The organism is Arthrobacter sp. P1_B4, assembly GCF_056406555.1.
In genome coordinates, this window is sequence record NZ_JBFTZW010000072.1 from 1 (window position 1) to 15,436 (window position 15,436).

13 protein-coding genes and 1 pseudogene are annotated in these 15,436 nt (G+C 68.1%); 7 read left to right on the top strand and 7 right to left on the bottom strand.

Annotation, left to right across the window (positions count from 1 at the left end):
* Nucleotides 1-42: 42 nt before the first annotated feature.
* Entirely contained in the window at nucleotides 43-393 is a 351-nt protein-coding gene (locus AC1D1W_RS16495) for a hypothetical protein (protein WP_028276422.1), read from the top strand.
* Between the two features lie 83 nt (nucleotides 394-476).
* Here the strand turns inward: AC1D1W_RS16495 and AC1D1W_RS16500 are convergent, their stop codons facing one another.
* Complete coding sequence (locus AC1D1W_RS16500; protein ID WP_459384409.1) at nucleotides 477-860, bottom strand: VOC family protein; 384 nt, start codon at nucleotides 858-860, stop codon at nucleotides 477-479.
* 134 nt (nucleotides 861-994) lie between these two features.
* Here AC1D1W_RS16500 and AC1D1W_RS16505 point away from each other — a divergent pair, with 134 nt between their 5' ends.
* Nucleotides 995-1,423, top strand: a complete 429-nt coding sequence (locus AC1D1W_RS16505) for an OsmC family protein (RefSeq protein ID WP_026266249.1) — start codon at nucleotides 995-997, stop codon at nucleotides 1,421-1,423.
* A gap of 108 nt (nucleotides 1,424-1,531) precedes the next feature.
* Here the strand turns inward: AC1D1W_RS16505 and AC1D1W_RS16510 are convergent, their stop codons facing one another.
* Entirely contained in the window at nucleotides 1,532-5,134 is a 3,603-nt protein-coding gene (locus AC1D1W_RS16510; protein WP_476944250.1) for a S41 family peptidase, read from the bottom strand.
* 74 nt (nucleotides 5,135-5,208) lie between these two features.
* Here AC1D1W_RS16510 and AC1D1W_RS16515 point away from each other — a divergent pair, with 74 nt between their 5' ends.
* The gene (locus AC1D1W_RS16515; protein WP_476944251.1) at nucleotides 5,209-6,102 is read left to right on the top strand and encodes a TIGR01777 family oxidoreductase; all 894 of its coding nucleotides are present in this window, start codon (nucleotides 5,209-5,211) and stop codon (nucleotides 6,100-6,102) included.
* Nucleotides 6,103-6,111: 9 nt separating this feature from the next.
* Here AC1D1W_RS16515 and AC1D1W_RS16520 read toward each other — a convergent pair whose 3' ends face one another.
* The 5 genes from AC1D1W_RS16520 to AC1D1W_RS16540 form a co-directional block, all read right to left on the bottom strand.
* Nucleotides 6,112-7,458 (bottom strand): M20/M25/M40 family metallo-hydrolase, encoded by a 1,347-nt coding sequence (locus tag AC1D1W_RS16520; protein ID WP_476944252.1) that lies wholly within the window; start codon nucleotides 7,456-7,458, stop codon nucleotides 6,112-6,114.
* 3 nt (nucleotides 7,459-7,461) lie between these two features.
* Nucleotides 7,462-7,908: a hypothetical protein gene (locus AC1D1W_RS16525; RefSeq protein WP_243179452.1), complete on the bottom strand. Its 447-nt coding sequence runs from the start codon at nucleotides 7,906-7,908 to the stop codon at nucleotides 7,462-7,464.
* Nucleotides 7,905-9,347, bottom strand: coding sequence for a glutamate/gamma-aminobutyrate antiporter GadC (gene gadC / locus AC1D1W_RS16530; protein WP_028276416.1), 1,443 nt, complete (start codon nucleotides 9,345-9,347; stop codon nucleotides 7,905-7,907). Before gadC ends, AC1D1W_RS16525 begins: the two co-directional genes overlap by 4 nt.
* A 194-nt stretch (nucleotides 9,348-9,541) precedes the next feature.
* On the bottom strand, nucleotides 9,542-10,828 hold the full coding sequence (locus AC1D1W_RS16535; RefSeq protein WP_028276415.1) for an APC family permease: 1,287 nt from the start codon (nucleotides 10,826-10,828) through the stop codon (nucleotides 9,542-9,544).
* Between the two features lie 79 nt (nucleotides 10,829-10,907).
* Nucleotides 10,908-12,533, bottom strand: a complete 1,626-nt coding sequence (locus tag AC1D1W_RS16540) for a serine/threonine-protein kinase (RefSeq protein ID WP_476944253.1) — start codon at nucleotides 12,531-12,533, stop codon at nucleotides 10,908-10,910.
* Between the two features lie 107 nt (nucleotides 12,534-12,640).
* On the opposite strand from AC1D1W_RS16540, the gene lipB reads away from it, so the two are divergent.
* The 4 genes and pseudogenes from lipB to AC1D1W_RS16560 all read left to right on the top strand — a co-directional run.
* The gene (lipB, locus tag AC1D1W_RS16545) at nucleotides 12,641-13,309 is read left to right on the top strand and encodes a lipoyl(octanoyl) transferase LipB (RefSeq protein ID WP_459384403.1); all 669 of its coding nucleotides are present in this window, start codon (nucleotides 12,641-12,643) and stop codon (nucleotides 13,307-13,309) included.
* The gene (lipA, locus tag AC1D1W_RS16550) at nucleotides 13,306-14,319 is read left to right on the top strand and encodes a lipoyl synthase (protein ID WP_476944254.1); all 1,014 of its coding nucleotides are present in this window, start codon (nucleotides 13,306-13,308) and stop codon (nucleotides 14,317-14,319) included. Before lipB ends, lipA begins: the two co-directional genes overlap by 4 nt.
* Nucleotides 14,320-14,338: 19 nt before the next feature.
* The gene (locus AC1D1W_RS16555) at nucleotides 14,339-15,160 is read left to right on the top strand and encodes a methylenetetrahydrofolate reductase (protein WP_243182217.1); all 822 of its coding nucleotides are present in this window, start codon (nucleotides 14,339-14,341) and stop codon (nucleotides 15,158-15,160) included.
* Nucleotides 15,153-15,436 (top strand): annotated as a pseudogene (locus AC1D1W_RS16560) (pyridoxal 5'-phosphate synthase lyase subunit PdxS); the annotation flags it as partial. The gene AC1D1W_RS16555 and the pseudogene AC1D1W_RS16560, both read left to right, overlap by 8 nt.

The following is a 15,436-nucleotide window of genomic DNA, read 5'->3' on the forward strand; positions in this document are numbered from 1 at the left end:
GTCCTACTACGGTGCGTAGAAGACTCTGGCTACACTGATGCCATGAACATCGTCTATAACGTCATGGTCTTCCTGCACATCATCGGCGCCGCCATGATTGTCGGCATCTGGATTGGCCAGATGAAGAAGCCCACCGTCCACCCGCGCCAGTTCGACGGCGCGATGCTGCAGCTGATCACGGGCATCATCATGATGGGGCTGATCCCGGTCCTGGACATGAACGCCAACTACGCCAAGCTCGGCGTCAAGCTTGTCATCGCCCTGATCGTCGGCGTCCTGGCCTTCATTGGCCGCCGCAAGTACAAGAAGGGCGAGCCGATCAGCAAGGGCCTCGCGAACAGCGTTGGCGGCCTGGCACTGCTCAACGTTGCGATCGCGACCCTGTGGCAGTAACCGGCTGACTGCACCCGCCATGACGGCGCCGCTCCCCCGCGAGGGTGCGGCGCCGCCGTCGCTTAACTGCCACCGTTAAGCCGTCAGTCGCCGGCGATGCAGAATTCGTTGCCCTCGGGATCCTGCATCACATCCCAGTGGAAGTCGCCGATGTCATTGCCCTCCACGAACCCGGCACCGAGGGACTCGGCGCGGGCGCGCAACGCCGCAGGGTCGGGCCCATGGATGTCCAGGTGCAGGCGCCGCCTGCCCTCCGTGGGGTCCTGGACCTGCTGGAAGGCCAGCTGCGGGGCCCCTGGGCCGGCGGGCTCCAGCCAGACGAACTGCTCGAAGCGCGAGGAGACGGCCGTACCCAACAAGTCGGCCCAGAACTGCGCCAGGCGCGCGGCGTCGACGGCGTTGACCATGATCGTGGCAATACGCGCCACGGGCGCCCCTGGCACCTGCGCATCTTCGGTAACTTCCATGACGACACTGTACGGGTCACAATCCTCTGACAGCGGAACCCCCGTGCGGCGGCCGCACAGAATCCCTAGGATTGATCACGGCAGGCTCCGGCACCAGCCGGACCCCTGATTCACAACGACGTCGAGGAGTGGACATGGCTACAACACGCACCGCACACACTGTATGGAATGGCGACCTGATGACAGGCGCCGGCAACACCACCCTGGACAGCTCCGGGCTGGGCAACTTCGACGTCACCTGGAAGGCGCGCGCCGAGGCCGCCGAGGGCAAGACCAGCCCCGAGGAGCTCATTGCGGCAGCGCACTCCGCGTGCTTCTCGATGGCGTTCAGCAACGCCCTGGCCCAGGCCGGCCACACGGCCGAGGAGATCAACACCAAGGCTGACGTGACGTTCCAGCCGGGTACCGGGATCACCGGCAGCCACCTCACCCTGGCCGCGCGCGTCCCGGGCATTTCCGCCGACGATTTCCAGCGGCTGGCCGAGGAAGCCAAGACCGGCTGCCCCGTCTCCGCTGCCCTGACCGGCATCGAAATCACCCTGGACGCCACCCTGGCCTCCTAGCCCGGCCGCAGTACGACGAGGCCCCCGCCGCCCTGGGATATCCAGGGTGGCGGGGGCCTTGCCGTCTGTCCTGCGCGGACCGTCTGTGCGGGCCGCGCCCGGGAGCGCCTAGGCCTGGCCGGCCTGCTGGCGCGCAGGCAGCGGTGCGGGCCGGACCCGGCGGTAACCCTCGCGCAGCGGCGGACGGTCCGTGGGCAGTTCCTGGATCATTTCCTTCAGCGCCCCGATTCCGTACTCCAGTTGCGGGTCGGTTCCGGCGGCGTAGGCGTGCGGCGGGAAGGTCACCTCGATGTCAGGGGTGACGCCGAAGTTTTCCACGCCCCAGCCAACGCCACCGGCGAACCAGGTGGCGTAGCGCGGCTGGGTGACGCCGGTGCCGTCGGCCAGCGCGAAGCGGTTGTCGATCCCGACGACGCCGCCCCAGGTGCGGGTGCCAATGACGGGCCCGATCCCCCGCAGCTTGGAGACCTGCGTGATGATGTCGCCATCGGAGCCGGCGAACTCATCGGTGAGAATGATGACCGGTCCGCGGGGAGCGTGGTGCGGGTACGTCCGCGGCTTTTCCCCGCGCGGCATGCTCCAGCCGGTGACCTTGCGCCCGATGAGCTCGGCCACGAGCTGGGAGGTGTGGCCGCCACGGTTGCGCCGGACATCGACGATCAGTCCGTCCAGGGCCGTTTCGGTGTCGAGGTCGCGGTGCAGCTGTGCCCAGCCGTTGGCCATCATGTCCGGGATGTGCAGGTAGCCGAACGTCCCGTTCGAGGCTTCCCGGACAGTTCGCCGGTTGCCGGAGACCCATTCCTGGTAGCGCAGGCGCTCCTCGTCCTTGACCGGGACCACGGCCACGCGGCGCTGGGCGCCCGCGGCCGCACCATGGCCGGCGCCATTGCGCAGGGTAAGTTCCACGGCGCGGCCGGCCGCGCCGACAAGCTGCATCGCCGGGGTCCGCGTTTGGGTCAGTTCGACGCCGTCGATCGCCAGCAGGATATCGCCCGGCTTCGCGTCGGCGCCGGGACGGGTCAGCGGCGAAGTGGCCAGCGGGTCCGAGGACTCCCCCGCGAGGATGCGGGTGATTTCCCACCCCTCGCCGGTGAACCCCAGGTCCGCGCCGAGGCGGCCCTGCGGGCTGCTGCCGTTCTCGACAGCGGCTATGGGCCGGACGTAGGCGTGGGAGGTGCCGAGCTCGCCGTGCAGCTCCCACAGCAGGTCCACCAGGTCGTCATGGGAGCCGAGGCGTTCCACCACCGGGCGGTAGCGGGCGTGGACGGACTCCCAGTCCTGGCCGGCCATGTCCTCGGTCCAGAAGAAGTCGCGCTGGAGCCGCCATGCCTCGTCAAAGGCCTGGCCCCACACACTGAGTGGGTCCAGCTGCACCCGGATGCGGCCAAGGTCCACCTTGACCAGCTGGCCGGACTCCTCATCGGCCTTGGCGGCGGCCGGCGCCACGCGGATCTGCTTGTCCTGGATGAACACGATCTTTTCGCCGTCGCCGGAGAGCCGGTAGCTGTCCAGGGCCTCAACGATCGTGGCGGTGCGGCGCTTGGCCAGGTCGTAGCGGACCAGGCTCGGCGCCGCGCCCTTGTCCTCAAGGCTGGCCCGGCCCTCACCGGTGGTGCCGGCGAGCTCGCTGTCCAGCCAGAGAAGGGCGCCGGCGACGGCGGTGAGTCCGGCGTAGTTGCCTTGCGGCACCGGGACCCCGATGACGCGGTGGGCCAGGCCCTCGGCGTCCACCCGCACGGAAGGGACGGGCTTGGCTGCTGACTTCGGCCCGGGCGCAGCACCGTCCGTGCCGGCGGCATCTGGCGCGGCAGCGTCGGCATCAGCGTCGAACTGGAGGTCGACGCTCGGGCCGAAGGGCGACGGGGTGTCAGCGGCGAGGGCGACAAGGTAAGGCTTGATCGGGCTCGGGAAGGACAGATCGAAGGAGTGCCCGTCGTAGACCGGGTCGAAACTGCGGTTGGAGAGGAAGGCGAGATATTTGCCATCCGGGGTGAACGACGGCGACTCGTCCCGGAACCGGCCGTCGGTGACGTCAATGATCGCAACTCCACTGCCGCCGTCGATCCGGGTGATCCGGAGCCGGCTGCGGGACCCGAAGGACGTGACCGGCTCGGACCAGCCGAGCCACGCGGAGTCCGGGGACCATGTGAATCCCTCAATGCTGCCCTCGCCGATGCTGCTCAGCTGGGATATCGTGCCCGTGCGGGTGTCGGCAAGGTAGATATCACCGAACGCCGTGCCGACGGCGAGCCAGCGCCCGTCCGGGCTGGCTTCGATGGCGCTGGCGCGGCTGGGCTTGGGGAAGTCGATCCGCGTCAACTCATCGGAGGCAGGCGCGGCCTTCACGGCGGCGCCCGCACGGGCCCGGTCGGGCTCGGAGCCGGAGATGGAGCCGGCTGCGTCTGCTGCAGCCGGGGCCGGGACCGCTGTGACCGGGCCGGACACGGAACCGTTTGCAGCGGCGGGGACTGATCCTGCGCCGGTCAGCGCGGCTGCGGACACCGGCTTGGGCAACTGCATGCCGGCGTCCTCGGCGGAAGCAGCCGGCTGGGCCGTTGACTCGGCAGCGGACTGCACGGCCGGCTGCGGGGCCTTCGATGCTGCCGCAGCCGCTCCGGCCAGGGGCGCCGCAATGGCTTTTAGGTACAGGGCCTCGACGCCGTCGTGGTCGGCGACATAGGCGATCCGGCCCTCGCCGAAGGGCCGCGGCAGCCGTGCCCGGACGCCCGGGGTGGCCTCGAGGACGCGGGAGGGGCCGTCCTTGTGCCGCAGCCAGTGGACGGTTCCGTGGGATTCGACGGCGCTGGACGCGCCCGTGCGGTCCGGTACGACGTCGCCAAGGTGCTTCGAGGGCTTCAGCGGGGCGGGCCGGCGCGCCTGCGAGGCGGAACCGAGCACAATGTCGAGCTTGACGGCCTCGGCGTCGAGGCTGGGCAGCAGCCAGAGCTCACCGGCCGATTCGAAGACCACGCGTTCGCCGTCGGTGGCGGCGTGGCGGACATAGAAGTCCTCGTGGTCCGTGTGGCGGCGCAGGTCGCTGCCGTTGGGCAGGACGGAATAGAGGTTTCCGTAGCCCTCGTGGTCGGACAGGAACGCGATCCGTCCCTTGACCCACAGGGGGTCGGTGAGGTTTCCGTCGAGCGCAGCAGCTAGCCGGACGAATTCACCGTTTCCGTCGGCGTCGATCCACAGCTTGCCGGCGGCGCCGCCGCGGTAGCGCTTCCACCAGGCCGGCTCACGCGAGAGGACGCTGGCGAGCACCACAGGGCGTTCGTCGCCGACGACGGGGCCATAGGCCACGGACTCGACCGGGCCGAACGGGAGTTCCTGCGCCCAGCCGCCGGTCACGGGGAGGCTGTAGGCGTGGGTGTGACGGCTGTCGGACTGGCGGAACGCGCTGGTGACCAGGACGTCGCCGTCGGGGGTGAAGCCCTTGACCCGGGTGGAAGGGTGGCCGAAGTAGCTCAACTGGCTGTAGCCGCCGCCGTCGACGTTGGCCGTGACGACTTCCGGGGCAGTCCCTTGGACGACGGTCCAGACCAGACGCTTGCCGTCGGGGGTGAAGCGGGGGTTGCGGGCCGGCAGTTGCAGGGAGGATACGCGCCAGGCGCGGCCCCCGCCCACGGGTGCAATCCAGACGTCGTCCTCGGCCACAAAGGTGACCAGATCGCCGTGCAGATGCGGGAAACGGAAGTAACTCGAGGGGGTCATCGTTCGATCATAGCCACAACGGTCCTTACGGCCCGGGAGGTTTCGCGGCCGTGCCGGGCATGGTGAGATGGATCATGCGAATCCTTATTGCCGGTGCCTCCGGGCTGATCGGAACTGCCCTTTCGGGTGCCCTGCGCAGCGAGGGGCACGACGTCGTCGCCCTGGTCAGGCGTGCCCCTGCGTCCCCAGCCGAGTTCCAGTGGGACCCGGCCGCCAGCCGGATCGACGACACGGCGCTGAAGGGCGCGGACGCGGTGGTCAACCTCTCCGGCGCCGGGATCGGCGACCGGCCCTGGACCAAGGCGCGGGTCAACGAGCTCCGCGCCTCCCGGCTGGGGGCTACCCGGACCCTCGCGGCCGCCATGGCGCGCACCGACGCGCCGCCCGCCGTGTTCCTGAGCCAGTCGGCCTCCGGTTACTACGGCAACGCCGGTACGGCGGTGCTGCGCGAGAACGCGCCGGCCGGCACCGGCACCCTGTCCGGGATCTGCGTCGACTGGGAGGCCGCGGCGCATGAGGCGCCTGCCGGAGTCCGGGTGGTCACGCCCCGCACCGGCGTCGTCCTGAGCCGTTCCGGCGGCGCACTGGGCCGGCTGTTGCCGCTGCTGCGCCTGGGCGTCGGCGGCCCGCTCGGCGATGGCCGGCAGTTCTGGCCGTGGATCACGCTGCCGGATGTGGCCGCCGCCTTTTCCTTCCTTCTCTCGGCGCCCGTCTCCGGGCCGGTCAACGTCTGCGCCCCCGAAGCCGCAGATGTGAATTCCCTGATCACGCAACTGGCCAGGGCGCTGCACCGGCCGGCGGCGCTGCGGGTACCCGCCCCGGTGCTGCGGCTGGTGATGGGCGATCTCGCCGAAGAACTGCTGCTCGCGAGCCAGCGGCTGGAGCCGGCCGTCCTGGCGGAAAACAGCTTCGCCTGGCAGCACCCGTCCCTCGCCGGGGCCGCCGCCTGGGTGGCAGGGCGCGGCTAGCTGCTGCTACTAGCCGCGCAGCGTCGCGTACCTCTGGAGGAAGAGGGCCAGGGACTCTGCCAGAGCCCTGATCTCGCCCGGATCGACGCTCTCGTTCGGTGCATGGATCAGGGCGAGTGGCTCCTCGACGCCGAGCAGGATGATCTCCGCGTCCGGGTAGGTATCGGCGAAGACGTTGCAGAGCGGGATCGATCCCCCTTGCCCCAGGGTTGTCATGGGCGTGCCGTGAGCCTGGGACATCGCGGCGCTCATGGCTTCAAAGGCCGGGCCGCCGACTGCCGCCTGGAATGGTGCCCCAATCGCCTCGAGGTCCACCGTGACGTGGACACCCCAGGGTGCGGCGGCCTTGAGGTGGTCAACCAACGCCGTGTGGGCATCGGCGGCCGCCATGCCTGGCGGGACGCGCAGATTTAGCCGCGCGGACGCCCGCGGCACGATCGCCGCCGTCGAGCCGGTCACTGCCGGGCAGTCGATGCCGAGCACGGTGACCGCGGGCCGTGCCCAGAGCATGTCAGACACAGTGCCGTCCCCCAGCAAGGACACTCCCTCCAGGACGCCGGCGTCGGTGCGGAACTGCTCTGGCGGATAGGGGGCGCCGGTCCAGGTCTGGGCGTTGTCCAATCCCGTGACCGTCGTGTTGCCTTGCCGGTCCCGCAGTGATGCCAGCATGGAGATCAGTGCGGCGAGCGCGTCGGGGGCCGCACCGCCAAACATGCCGGAGTGGAGCTCTGACGCCATCGCCTCCACTGTCACCACGACATTGACCATCCCGCGCAGGGTCACGGTCGCTGCGGGGTGGCCCACGGCGGCGTTGCCGGTGTCGCAGACCAGGATGGTGTCGGCACGGAGCAGGTCCGGGTGACCGGCGACGAACGCCTCGAGCCCGCCGGTGCCCTGTTCCTCCGACCCTTCGACCACCAGCAACAGGTTCACCGGTACGTCGTTGCCGAGCGCCCTCAGGGCGAGCAGGTGGGCGAGGATGTTGCCCTTGCAATCGGCGGCGCCCCGGCCGTACCAGCGGCCGTCCACTTCAGTGAGCTCGAAGGGCGGGGTCCGCCATGCCGAGTCATCGAGGGGTGGCTGGACGTCGTAGTGCGCGTAGAGGAGCACGGTGGGCGCGTCCGGGTCGGGTCCGGGCCTGGAGCCCACCACCGCGTCGGAGCCATCCGGGGTCCGTTCGAGGTGCACATCCGAAAATCCGAGTCCGGCGAACTTGTCCAGCACCCACTGGGCAGCCTTGGCACACTCTTCGACGGGAAACTGCCGCGCATCCGCCACCGACCGGATGGCCACGAACTCGGCGAGTTCTTCCCGTGCCGGACCCATCAGATCGGTGATGCGGGCGCGCAGGTCCACGGCTCACGCACCACCGGTGGTGGACGTCTTGAGGTCGTCGATGAACTCCTGGAACTCAGCGAGCTGGTCCGGGCAATAGACCTTGATAATCGCGAGCTCGCCGACGGCGATCCGGGCGTTCGCGATCACCGGCCTGTATCCGGGCCCGGTTGCCCCGTTCGCCAGCTGGCTCAAGAAGGTGGCCCGGCTCAGCGCGTCGTTCGGGTTCGCGCAAACCGCGCCGCCGTCGTCACCGAGCACCCGGGCTATCTGCTCGCGCGAGGGTGCCGTCCCGCCGGCGGATTCAATCTCAGCGATCAGCTGGTCGGCCTTCGCCAGGGATTGCTGGGTCTCCCTCGCCGTTCTGAAGTTCAGCAGTGCGACGACGGCGAACACCACGAGCAGGACCATGGCAACGATGTAAACGATCGAGCGGCTGCGCTTGGTCGAGGACTCCTGATGCGTGCTCATGACTTCGGGACCTCCGTCTGCGTCTGTTGGTCGGGCAGCTTCCAGGAAGGCTTGCGGAACCTGTAGAAGAGGAACGGCACGAGCAGCCCGAGCCCCAGTGCGCCGCCGCCCACGATCAGGAAATAAACGAGCGGATCGCCGTCGCCGAACTGCGACGGCGGAACGAACCCGACAAGCAGCGCGGCCAGGGAGGCTGCGAAGCCGACGCCGCACAGCCCGATCAGCATCGGCGCCCGGTAGCCACGCGGGTGGTCCGGGTCGTTACGGCGGAGCCGGACCGCGGCCACGAACATCAGCAGGTACATGATCAAGTAGACCTGTGTGGTGATTACCGAGAAAATCCAGTACGCGCTGGAGACATCCGGGATGAGCGCGTAGCCGAGCGCGATCACGGTAGTGACGAGCCCCTGGACCACCAGGAGGTTCTGCTGGATGCCGTTCTTGTTCAGCTTTTGCAGGAACGGCGGGAGGTAGCCTTCCTCACGCGAGATCAGCAGCAGGCCTTTGGACGGACCGGCCAGCCACGTCAGCATGCCGCCGAGGGAGGCAGCAACCAACATGATGCCGAGGATCGGAGTGAGGCCTTGCAGGTTAAAGGACGACAGCACCGCGTCGAAGGCCTGCATGACACCCGCCGTGAGGGAGAGTTCATCGGCCGGGACGATCCAGCTGATCGCGAGCGCCGGCAGGATGAAGATCAGCAGTACGAGTCCCATGGCCAGGAACATCGACTTCGGGTATTCCTTGGGCGGGTCCTTCAGGGAAGACACGTGCACCGCGTTCATCTCCATGCCGCTGTAGGACAGGAAGTTGTTCACGATCAGCACCAGGCTGGCCAGCCCGGCCCATTCGGGCAAGAAGTTTGCCGCGGTCATCGGAGCGGCCGACGGGTTGCCCTGGCCCAGGAAGACCACACCCAGGATGACGAGCAAGGCACCCGGGATCAGGGTGCCGATGATCAGGCCACCGCTGGCCAGGCCTGCCACGCCCTTCGTGCCGCGGGATGAGACATACACGCCGGCCCAGTAGAACACCACGATCACCAAGGCCGTCCACACGCCGCTGCTGGCCAGCGCCGGGTTGAAGACGTAGGCGAGGGTGCTCGCGACGAATCCCAGCAGGGTCGGATAGTAGAAAATCGTCATCGCGAACTGGCACCACACCGCCAGGAAGCCCATGGGTTTGGAGATTCCGGACGATACCCAGTTGTAGACGCCACCCTTCCAGCCGGACGCCAGTTCAGCTGACACGAGGGACGTGGGCAGGAGGAAGACGATCGCGGGAACGATGTAGAGGAAGACTGAAGCGAGGCCGTAGACGGCCATGGTCGGGGCAGCACGGAGACTGGCCACCGAACTCGTGGTCATCAGTGCCAGGGCCACCCACGAGATCCACACGGCCGGTGGTGCCTTCGGCCGGGTCACTGCCTGTTCGCTCACGTGAGCCACACCCTCAAGTGCCCCGTGGTCTGCGCCACGGGCCAGGCGGAGCTAAACCGCCTGGGGCGAGTAGTCGTCGGCTTGAACATGCCCACTGCCCCCTTATCACACAAAGTGCTCGGTGCCTACAGCATGGACCTAGGAATTAGCGGGGAACAGTCCCCAACTCCCCTATACGTCAGATCGCCGGAGTGCTAATTTGCGCGGCTTCGGGTGCGCTTCCACAGCAAATCGGTGATCAGCGCTAGGGCAAGGATGACCACCAGCGCGGCGGCGGTTGCGGGTTCGTTGACGAGCGTGGTGGTGCAGAACACCAGGAACGTGCCCATGGTCGCGATCAGGGCGATGATGAGCATGAAAAGCAGGGCGCCGGTCTCCCGGTACACCTTGAAGTGGGCCAGGGTGACGGCGGAGAAAATGAGCAGTGCCACCGCACTTCCGAGGGAGGCAATGCTGTTCAGGTTGAACAGCAGCACCATCACGGCCGCGAGGCCGGCCATGACCAGCAGTCCGACCGGTACTTGCCGGCGACCCACGGATCGGCCGAACACCGGCGGGAACTGGCCCACTGAGGCCAGGTGCCGGGTCATCCCCACGGAGGGGTAGAGGGTGGCGTTCACCGCCCCGGCGGTGGAGAGCAGGGCGGTGACCACCATCAGCACGTATCCGAACTGGCCCAGCGTCGGCTTGGCGGCCTCGGCCAGCGCTGTGGCGCCGTAGGCGACGACCTGGTCGGCGGTCAAGGTTCCGAAGACGCCCAGGGAAACCGCGACGTACACCGTCGTGGCGATCGCCAGCGCCAGGTACATGGCGCGGGGCAGTTGACGGGACGGGGCAGGCAGATCCTTCGCGGTGAAGGTGATGACGCCGAACCCGAGGAAGGCGAAAAACGTCAACGCCACACTCGCGATGATCTCGCGAACGCCCGGGTAGCCGGCCGGATCCAGGAGAGCGGGGTTCCAGTTCGCGATTGTGACAATTGCGAACACAGACAGGATGGCCAGCACCGCCTTCACGATCAGCGACTGGACTTTGGCCACCGCCGTGGAACCGACAGCGTTCAGGAAGGTCATGAGCACGATGAGGGCGACAGCGAACACCTTGGCCCAGGTTGGGTCACGACCGGTCAGGACCGCGCTGGCATACCCCCCGAAGGACGACGCCACCATGGCCCCCACGATCGCGCCGGTCACATAGAACAACCACGAAACGATCCCGGTAACGTGCCCCTCCCCGAACCCCCGGGCCAGGTAGGCGAGCATGCCTCCGCCTGACGGGTACGTGGCGCCGAGCTTGGCAAACGAGTACCCCTGAAGGCCGGCGATGGCGCCGGCGATGAGAAAGGACACCCACACGGCCGAGCCGGCGACGGCGCCGGCTGCGCCCAGCAGCGCGAAGATTCCCGCGCCCACCATGGAACCCACCCCGATGAACGCTGCTTGGATGACGGTCATCTGCTTCTTCGGAACCGTGGTCGACATGGCGTCCCTCTCCGGCGTCAGGCACTCGCAAGCAGCCGTCTCGCAGGGAGGCTACCACCGGTCCCCCGACGGCGGAACCCTAGCCCGCTTCGGGCCCCGGGGGTAGAACGTCCTGAATCTGCCAACGCCCATCGACGGGCACCAGGACGAGGTGAAGCTGCTGCGCGGAGGCGGCGGGAACCTCAGCCACTATGGCGCCGTTCCCATCGAGCTCCCGGTACGCGGACGGCGCGGTGGTGATGGCCACCACGGCCCGGGCGGGGCTGCTGTCCGCGGTGGCCTCAATCCGGGTCAGGGAGGTCGAGAAGCCGGCCAGGACATGGCCGGAGGCGCTGAGCTGCGTTCGGATCCGCGCGTCGGCAGCGGCGGCTGCCGACCCCGGGGCGTTGACGTCATCGAGCAGGCCGAAGTCCCCGGAGCTGAGCGCGAGCGAGCGAAGCCGGGCGAGACCGCGGACGGCCTCCGCCGGATCCGGCGAGGCCAGCAGCGCCTCCAGGTCGGGAAGGACTACGGTGGCCCCGCCGTCGGCCGTGGAGGGCGGCGAGACGCCCGCCGGACCCTCCGACGGTGCCGCCGGCCTCTCCTGACCCGCGGCGACTCCTGCCTGCACCGGCACGCTCTCGCCCGGGCCGAACCCCGGAAACAGCCCGGCGACGGCGTCGGGGGCCGGGCCGCCACCGGCCAGCAACCAGATGCCGGCCACCACGGCTGCAGCGGCGAGAGCGGGAAGCAGCGCCCGCCGCGCGGGGGACCTTCGGAATCCGCGGTGGAGTCCGGCTTTCCGGACAGCGCCTGGGCGCCGGCCCGGGCCGGACTGCACGGCCTTGCGTGTGAGCAGTTGGGGGATGACCGTGGGGTGCACGGAGACCGACAGATCGACGGGCTCCGCCCGGGCGCTGCGGTAGACCATAGCGGCAAACTCCGCCGCCGGGGGACGCTCCCGGCGCTCACCGCTCAACCCCGCTTCGAGGGCGGCCACCAACGCTGCCGGCACCTCCGGGACCAGAAGGCTCAGCGGTGGACGATGCGCCCCTGGCTCAGGGGCCCGTCCGGTGAGGCAATACCAGCCCAAGGCTGCCAGGGAGTAAATGTCGCGTTCGGGCTGCAGCCCGGCCCGCACAGCGTCCGAGGGGGCGGGATCTTGGAAACCTGCTGTGCCCTCTTCCGCGACCGCAGCGGCGTCGGCCATCATGCGCGCGACGCCGAGATCGGCCAGCAGCGGTTTGCCCTCGGCCGTGAAAAGCACGTTGCCGGGGGCCACATCACCGTGGGTGAAGCCTTGGCCGTGAAGGTATGCCAGCGCCTGCGCGATAGGAGTCAGGACCGTCACCGTTTCGCCGGGACCCAGACGTCCCCGGCTTCCCACGAGCGCCGCAAGCGAGCCGCCGGGTGCGTAGTCCAGCGCAAGCCCGAGGCCGCTGCCGCCAGAGTCGTGAACCGGCAGGCGCACCACCGCGTGCACGCGAAGCAGGTGGCTGTGTGCCAGAGCGGAGAGGATCCGGACTTCGCGCCGCATGACGTCCTCGGCCTCGGATTCTTCCGGTGCGGCGCGGTCGGCATCGAAGCATTTGAGGGCGAACTCGCGGCCCGTTGACTGTTCGGTGACCAGCCAGACCGTGGCGCTGCCGCCGCGCCCCAGGAGGCGTCCGACGTCGTAACCGGGAACCTGGGGGGCCGCACCGGCGGCCGGCGGGAGATCTTCCATACCCAAGGAATAGTCGATTGCGCGGAATCGTGCAGAAGTTATCCACAGGCATGAGAGCTTAAGCACACAAACGGGAGGTGGGTGCGGCGGGGTCTAAGCTTGATGCCATGACTCTTGAGTTCAAACAGCTGGGTCTCGCCCCGGACTTCGTCGATTACACGCGCGGATGGGACATCCAGCGCGAATTGCATGAAAAGGTCCTCGCGGGCACCGCGCCCAGCACTGTACTGCTGCTCGAACACGCCGCGGTTTACACCGCAGGCAAGCGCACCGAAGACCATGAACGGCCCTTCGACGGAACTCCCGTTGTGGCCGTGGACCGCGGCGGCAAGCTGACGTGGCACGGCCCCGGCCAGCTCATTGGCTACCCCATCATCAAACTGAAGAACAAGGCTGGCATCCGCGACTACGTGGAGCGGCTGGAAGCGGTCATCATCGCCGTCCTGGCGGACTACGGCATCGCCGCCGTCCGGATCAAGGGCCGCGCGGGCGTCTGGATCGAACAGGACGAAAAGGGTCCGGACCGCAAGATCGCGGCCATCGGCATCCGCGTCAACGAAGGCGTCACCATGCACGGCTTCGCGATCAACTGCAACAACGATCTCGCCCCCTACGGTCAGATCATCGCCTGCGGGATCAGCGACGCCGGAGTCACCACTATCACCCAGGAACTTGGCAGGGACGTCACCCCGGCGGACCTCGTGTCGCGGATCACCGAAGAACTGCGCAAGAATGAACAAGCCCTAGTTGCAACCCCAGAAGGAGCTCTACTGTGACACTGGCACCAGAAGGCCGGAAGATGCTGCGCATTGAGCAGCGAAACGCGGCCACACCGGTGGAACGGAAGCCGGAATGGATCAAGGCCAAGGTCCAGATGGGCCCGGAGTTCGTCCAGCTCAAAAACCTCGTCAAGAAGGAGGGCCTCCACACGGTGTGTGAGGAGGCCGGCTGCCCCAACATCTTCGAGTGCTGGGAAGACAAGGAAGCCACCTTCCTGATCGGCGGCTCCGAATGCACCCGGCGCTGCGACTTCTGCCAGATCGACACCGGCAAGCCCTCCCCCGTGGACATGTTCGARCCCACCAAGGTSGCCCGCTCGGTCCAGGCCATGGCCCTGCGCTACGCCACCGTCACCGGYGTGGCCCGCGACGACCTCGCCGACGAGGGCGTCTGGCTSTACGCCGARACGGTCCGCAAGATCCACGAACTGAACCCGGGCACCGGCGTCGAACTGCTGATCCCCGACTTCTCCGGCAAGCCCGAGCACATCGCGGCGATCTGCGACTCCAAGCCCGAGGTCTTCGCCCACAACGTCGAGACCGTGCCCCGGATCTTCAAGCGCATCCGCCCSGCGTTCCGCTACGACCGTTCCCTGGACGTCATCACCCAGGGCCGCAAGCTCGGCATGGTGACCAAGTCCAACCTGATCCTCGGCATGGGCGAGACCCGCGAGGAAATCTCCGAGGCACTGCGGGACCTGCACGAGGCCGGCTGCGACCTGATCACCATCACCCAGTACCTGCGCCCCTCCGAACGGCACCTSCCGGTGGACCGCTGGGTCAAGCCGCAGGAATTCGTGGACCTGCAGCACGAAGCCGACGAGATCGGCTTCCTGGGCGTCATGTCCGGGCCCCTGGTGCGTTCCTCCTACCGCGCCGGCCGGCTCTGGGCCACCGCGATGCGCAAGAAAGGCTGGGAAATCCCGGCCGAACTCGCCCACATCGAAAGCTCCGGAAGCACCCGCCAGGAAGCCAGCTCGCTGCTCGGCGCCCAAGCCGGCGCCTGACATCGACGGAGGACCAGAGATGTTTCCCATACGACTTGAAATCATTCCTTCCGAGGGAATCGTCAAAAAGATCCAGTCGGCAGTGCCGCTGACCACGACACTCACCATCACGTGTCTGCCTCACCACGGAACCGGGCGGACCATGCGCACGGCCGCCCAGCTCAGTCTGCTCGGCTACACCGTGGTCCCGCACATCGCGGCCCGCAGCCTGGCGGATAGCACCCAGCTGGCCCGTATCATCCGGGAATGCGCTGGGTACGGCATCTCGGAAGTGTTCGCGGTTGGCGGTGACGCCCCGCAGCCCGCGGGTCCCTTCGCCAATGGCGGCGAGCTGCTGCGCGAGATCGCCGAAATCAGCGGCGGCCAGATGGCCGTTGGGGTCGCCGGGTATCCGGAGGGTCATCCCGGCATCGGCCCGCGGCAGCTGCTCGAATCATTGTTGGCCAAGCAGGAACTTGCCTCCAACGTCGTCACGCAGATGTGCTTCTCGGCCGACAGTATCCATAGCTACACGGCGATGCTGCGCCGCGAGGGAGTCATGCTTCCGGTCCTGGCCGGGGTTGCCGGGTCCGTCCAAAGAACCAGGCTGATTGCACTGGCAACGAAGATCGGCGTCGGAACGTCCCTGCGGTTCCTTAGCGGGAAACGACCGCTCGCCCGCCGCCTCCTGAGCGGCGAACGCTACTCGCCCGGCACTCTCATCAACGAGCTGACCGCCCAGCCTGTCGTCGATGGCATTCATCTCTACAGCTTCAATTGTTTTGACGAGTTACCCGGTACCGTCGCCGCTTCGTCGACGGAACTCTCCGCCACCACCAGCCAAGGAAACACACATGCTTGATACCCCGTTCCAGCCCGCAACCGCGAAGAACGTCACGGGCAGCAGCCGCGTCAAGCGCGGCATGGCTGAGATGCTCAAGGGCGGCGTCATCATGGACGTCGTCAACGCCGAGCAGGCCCGCATCGCCGAAGACGCCGGTGCCGTGGCCGTGATGGCGCTGGAACGCGTTCCGGCCGATATCCGCGCCCAGGGCGGCGTGTCCCGCATGTCCGATCCCGACATGATCGACAAGATCATCGCGGCCGTGTCCGTGCCCGTGATGGCCAAGGCCCGGAT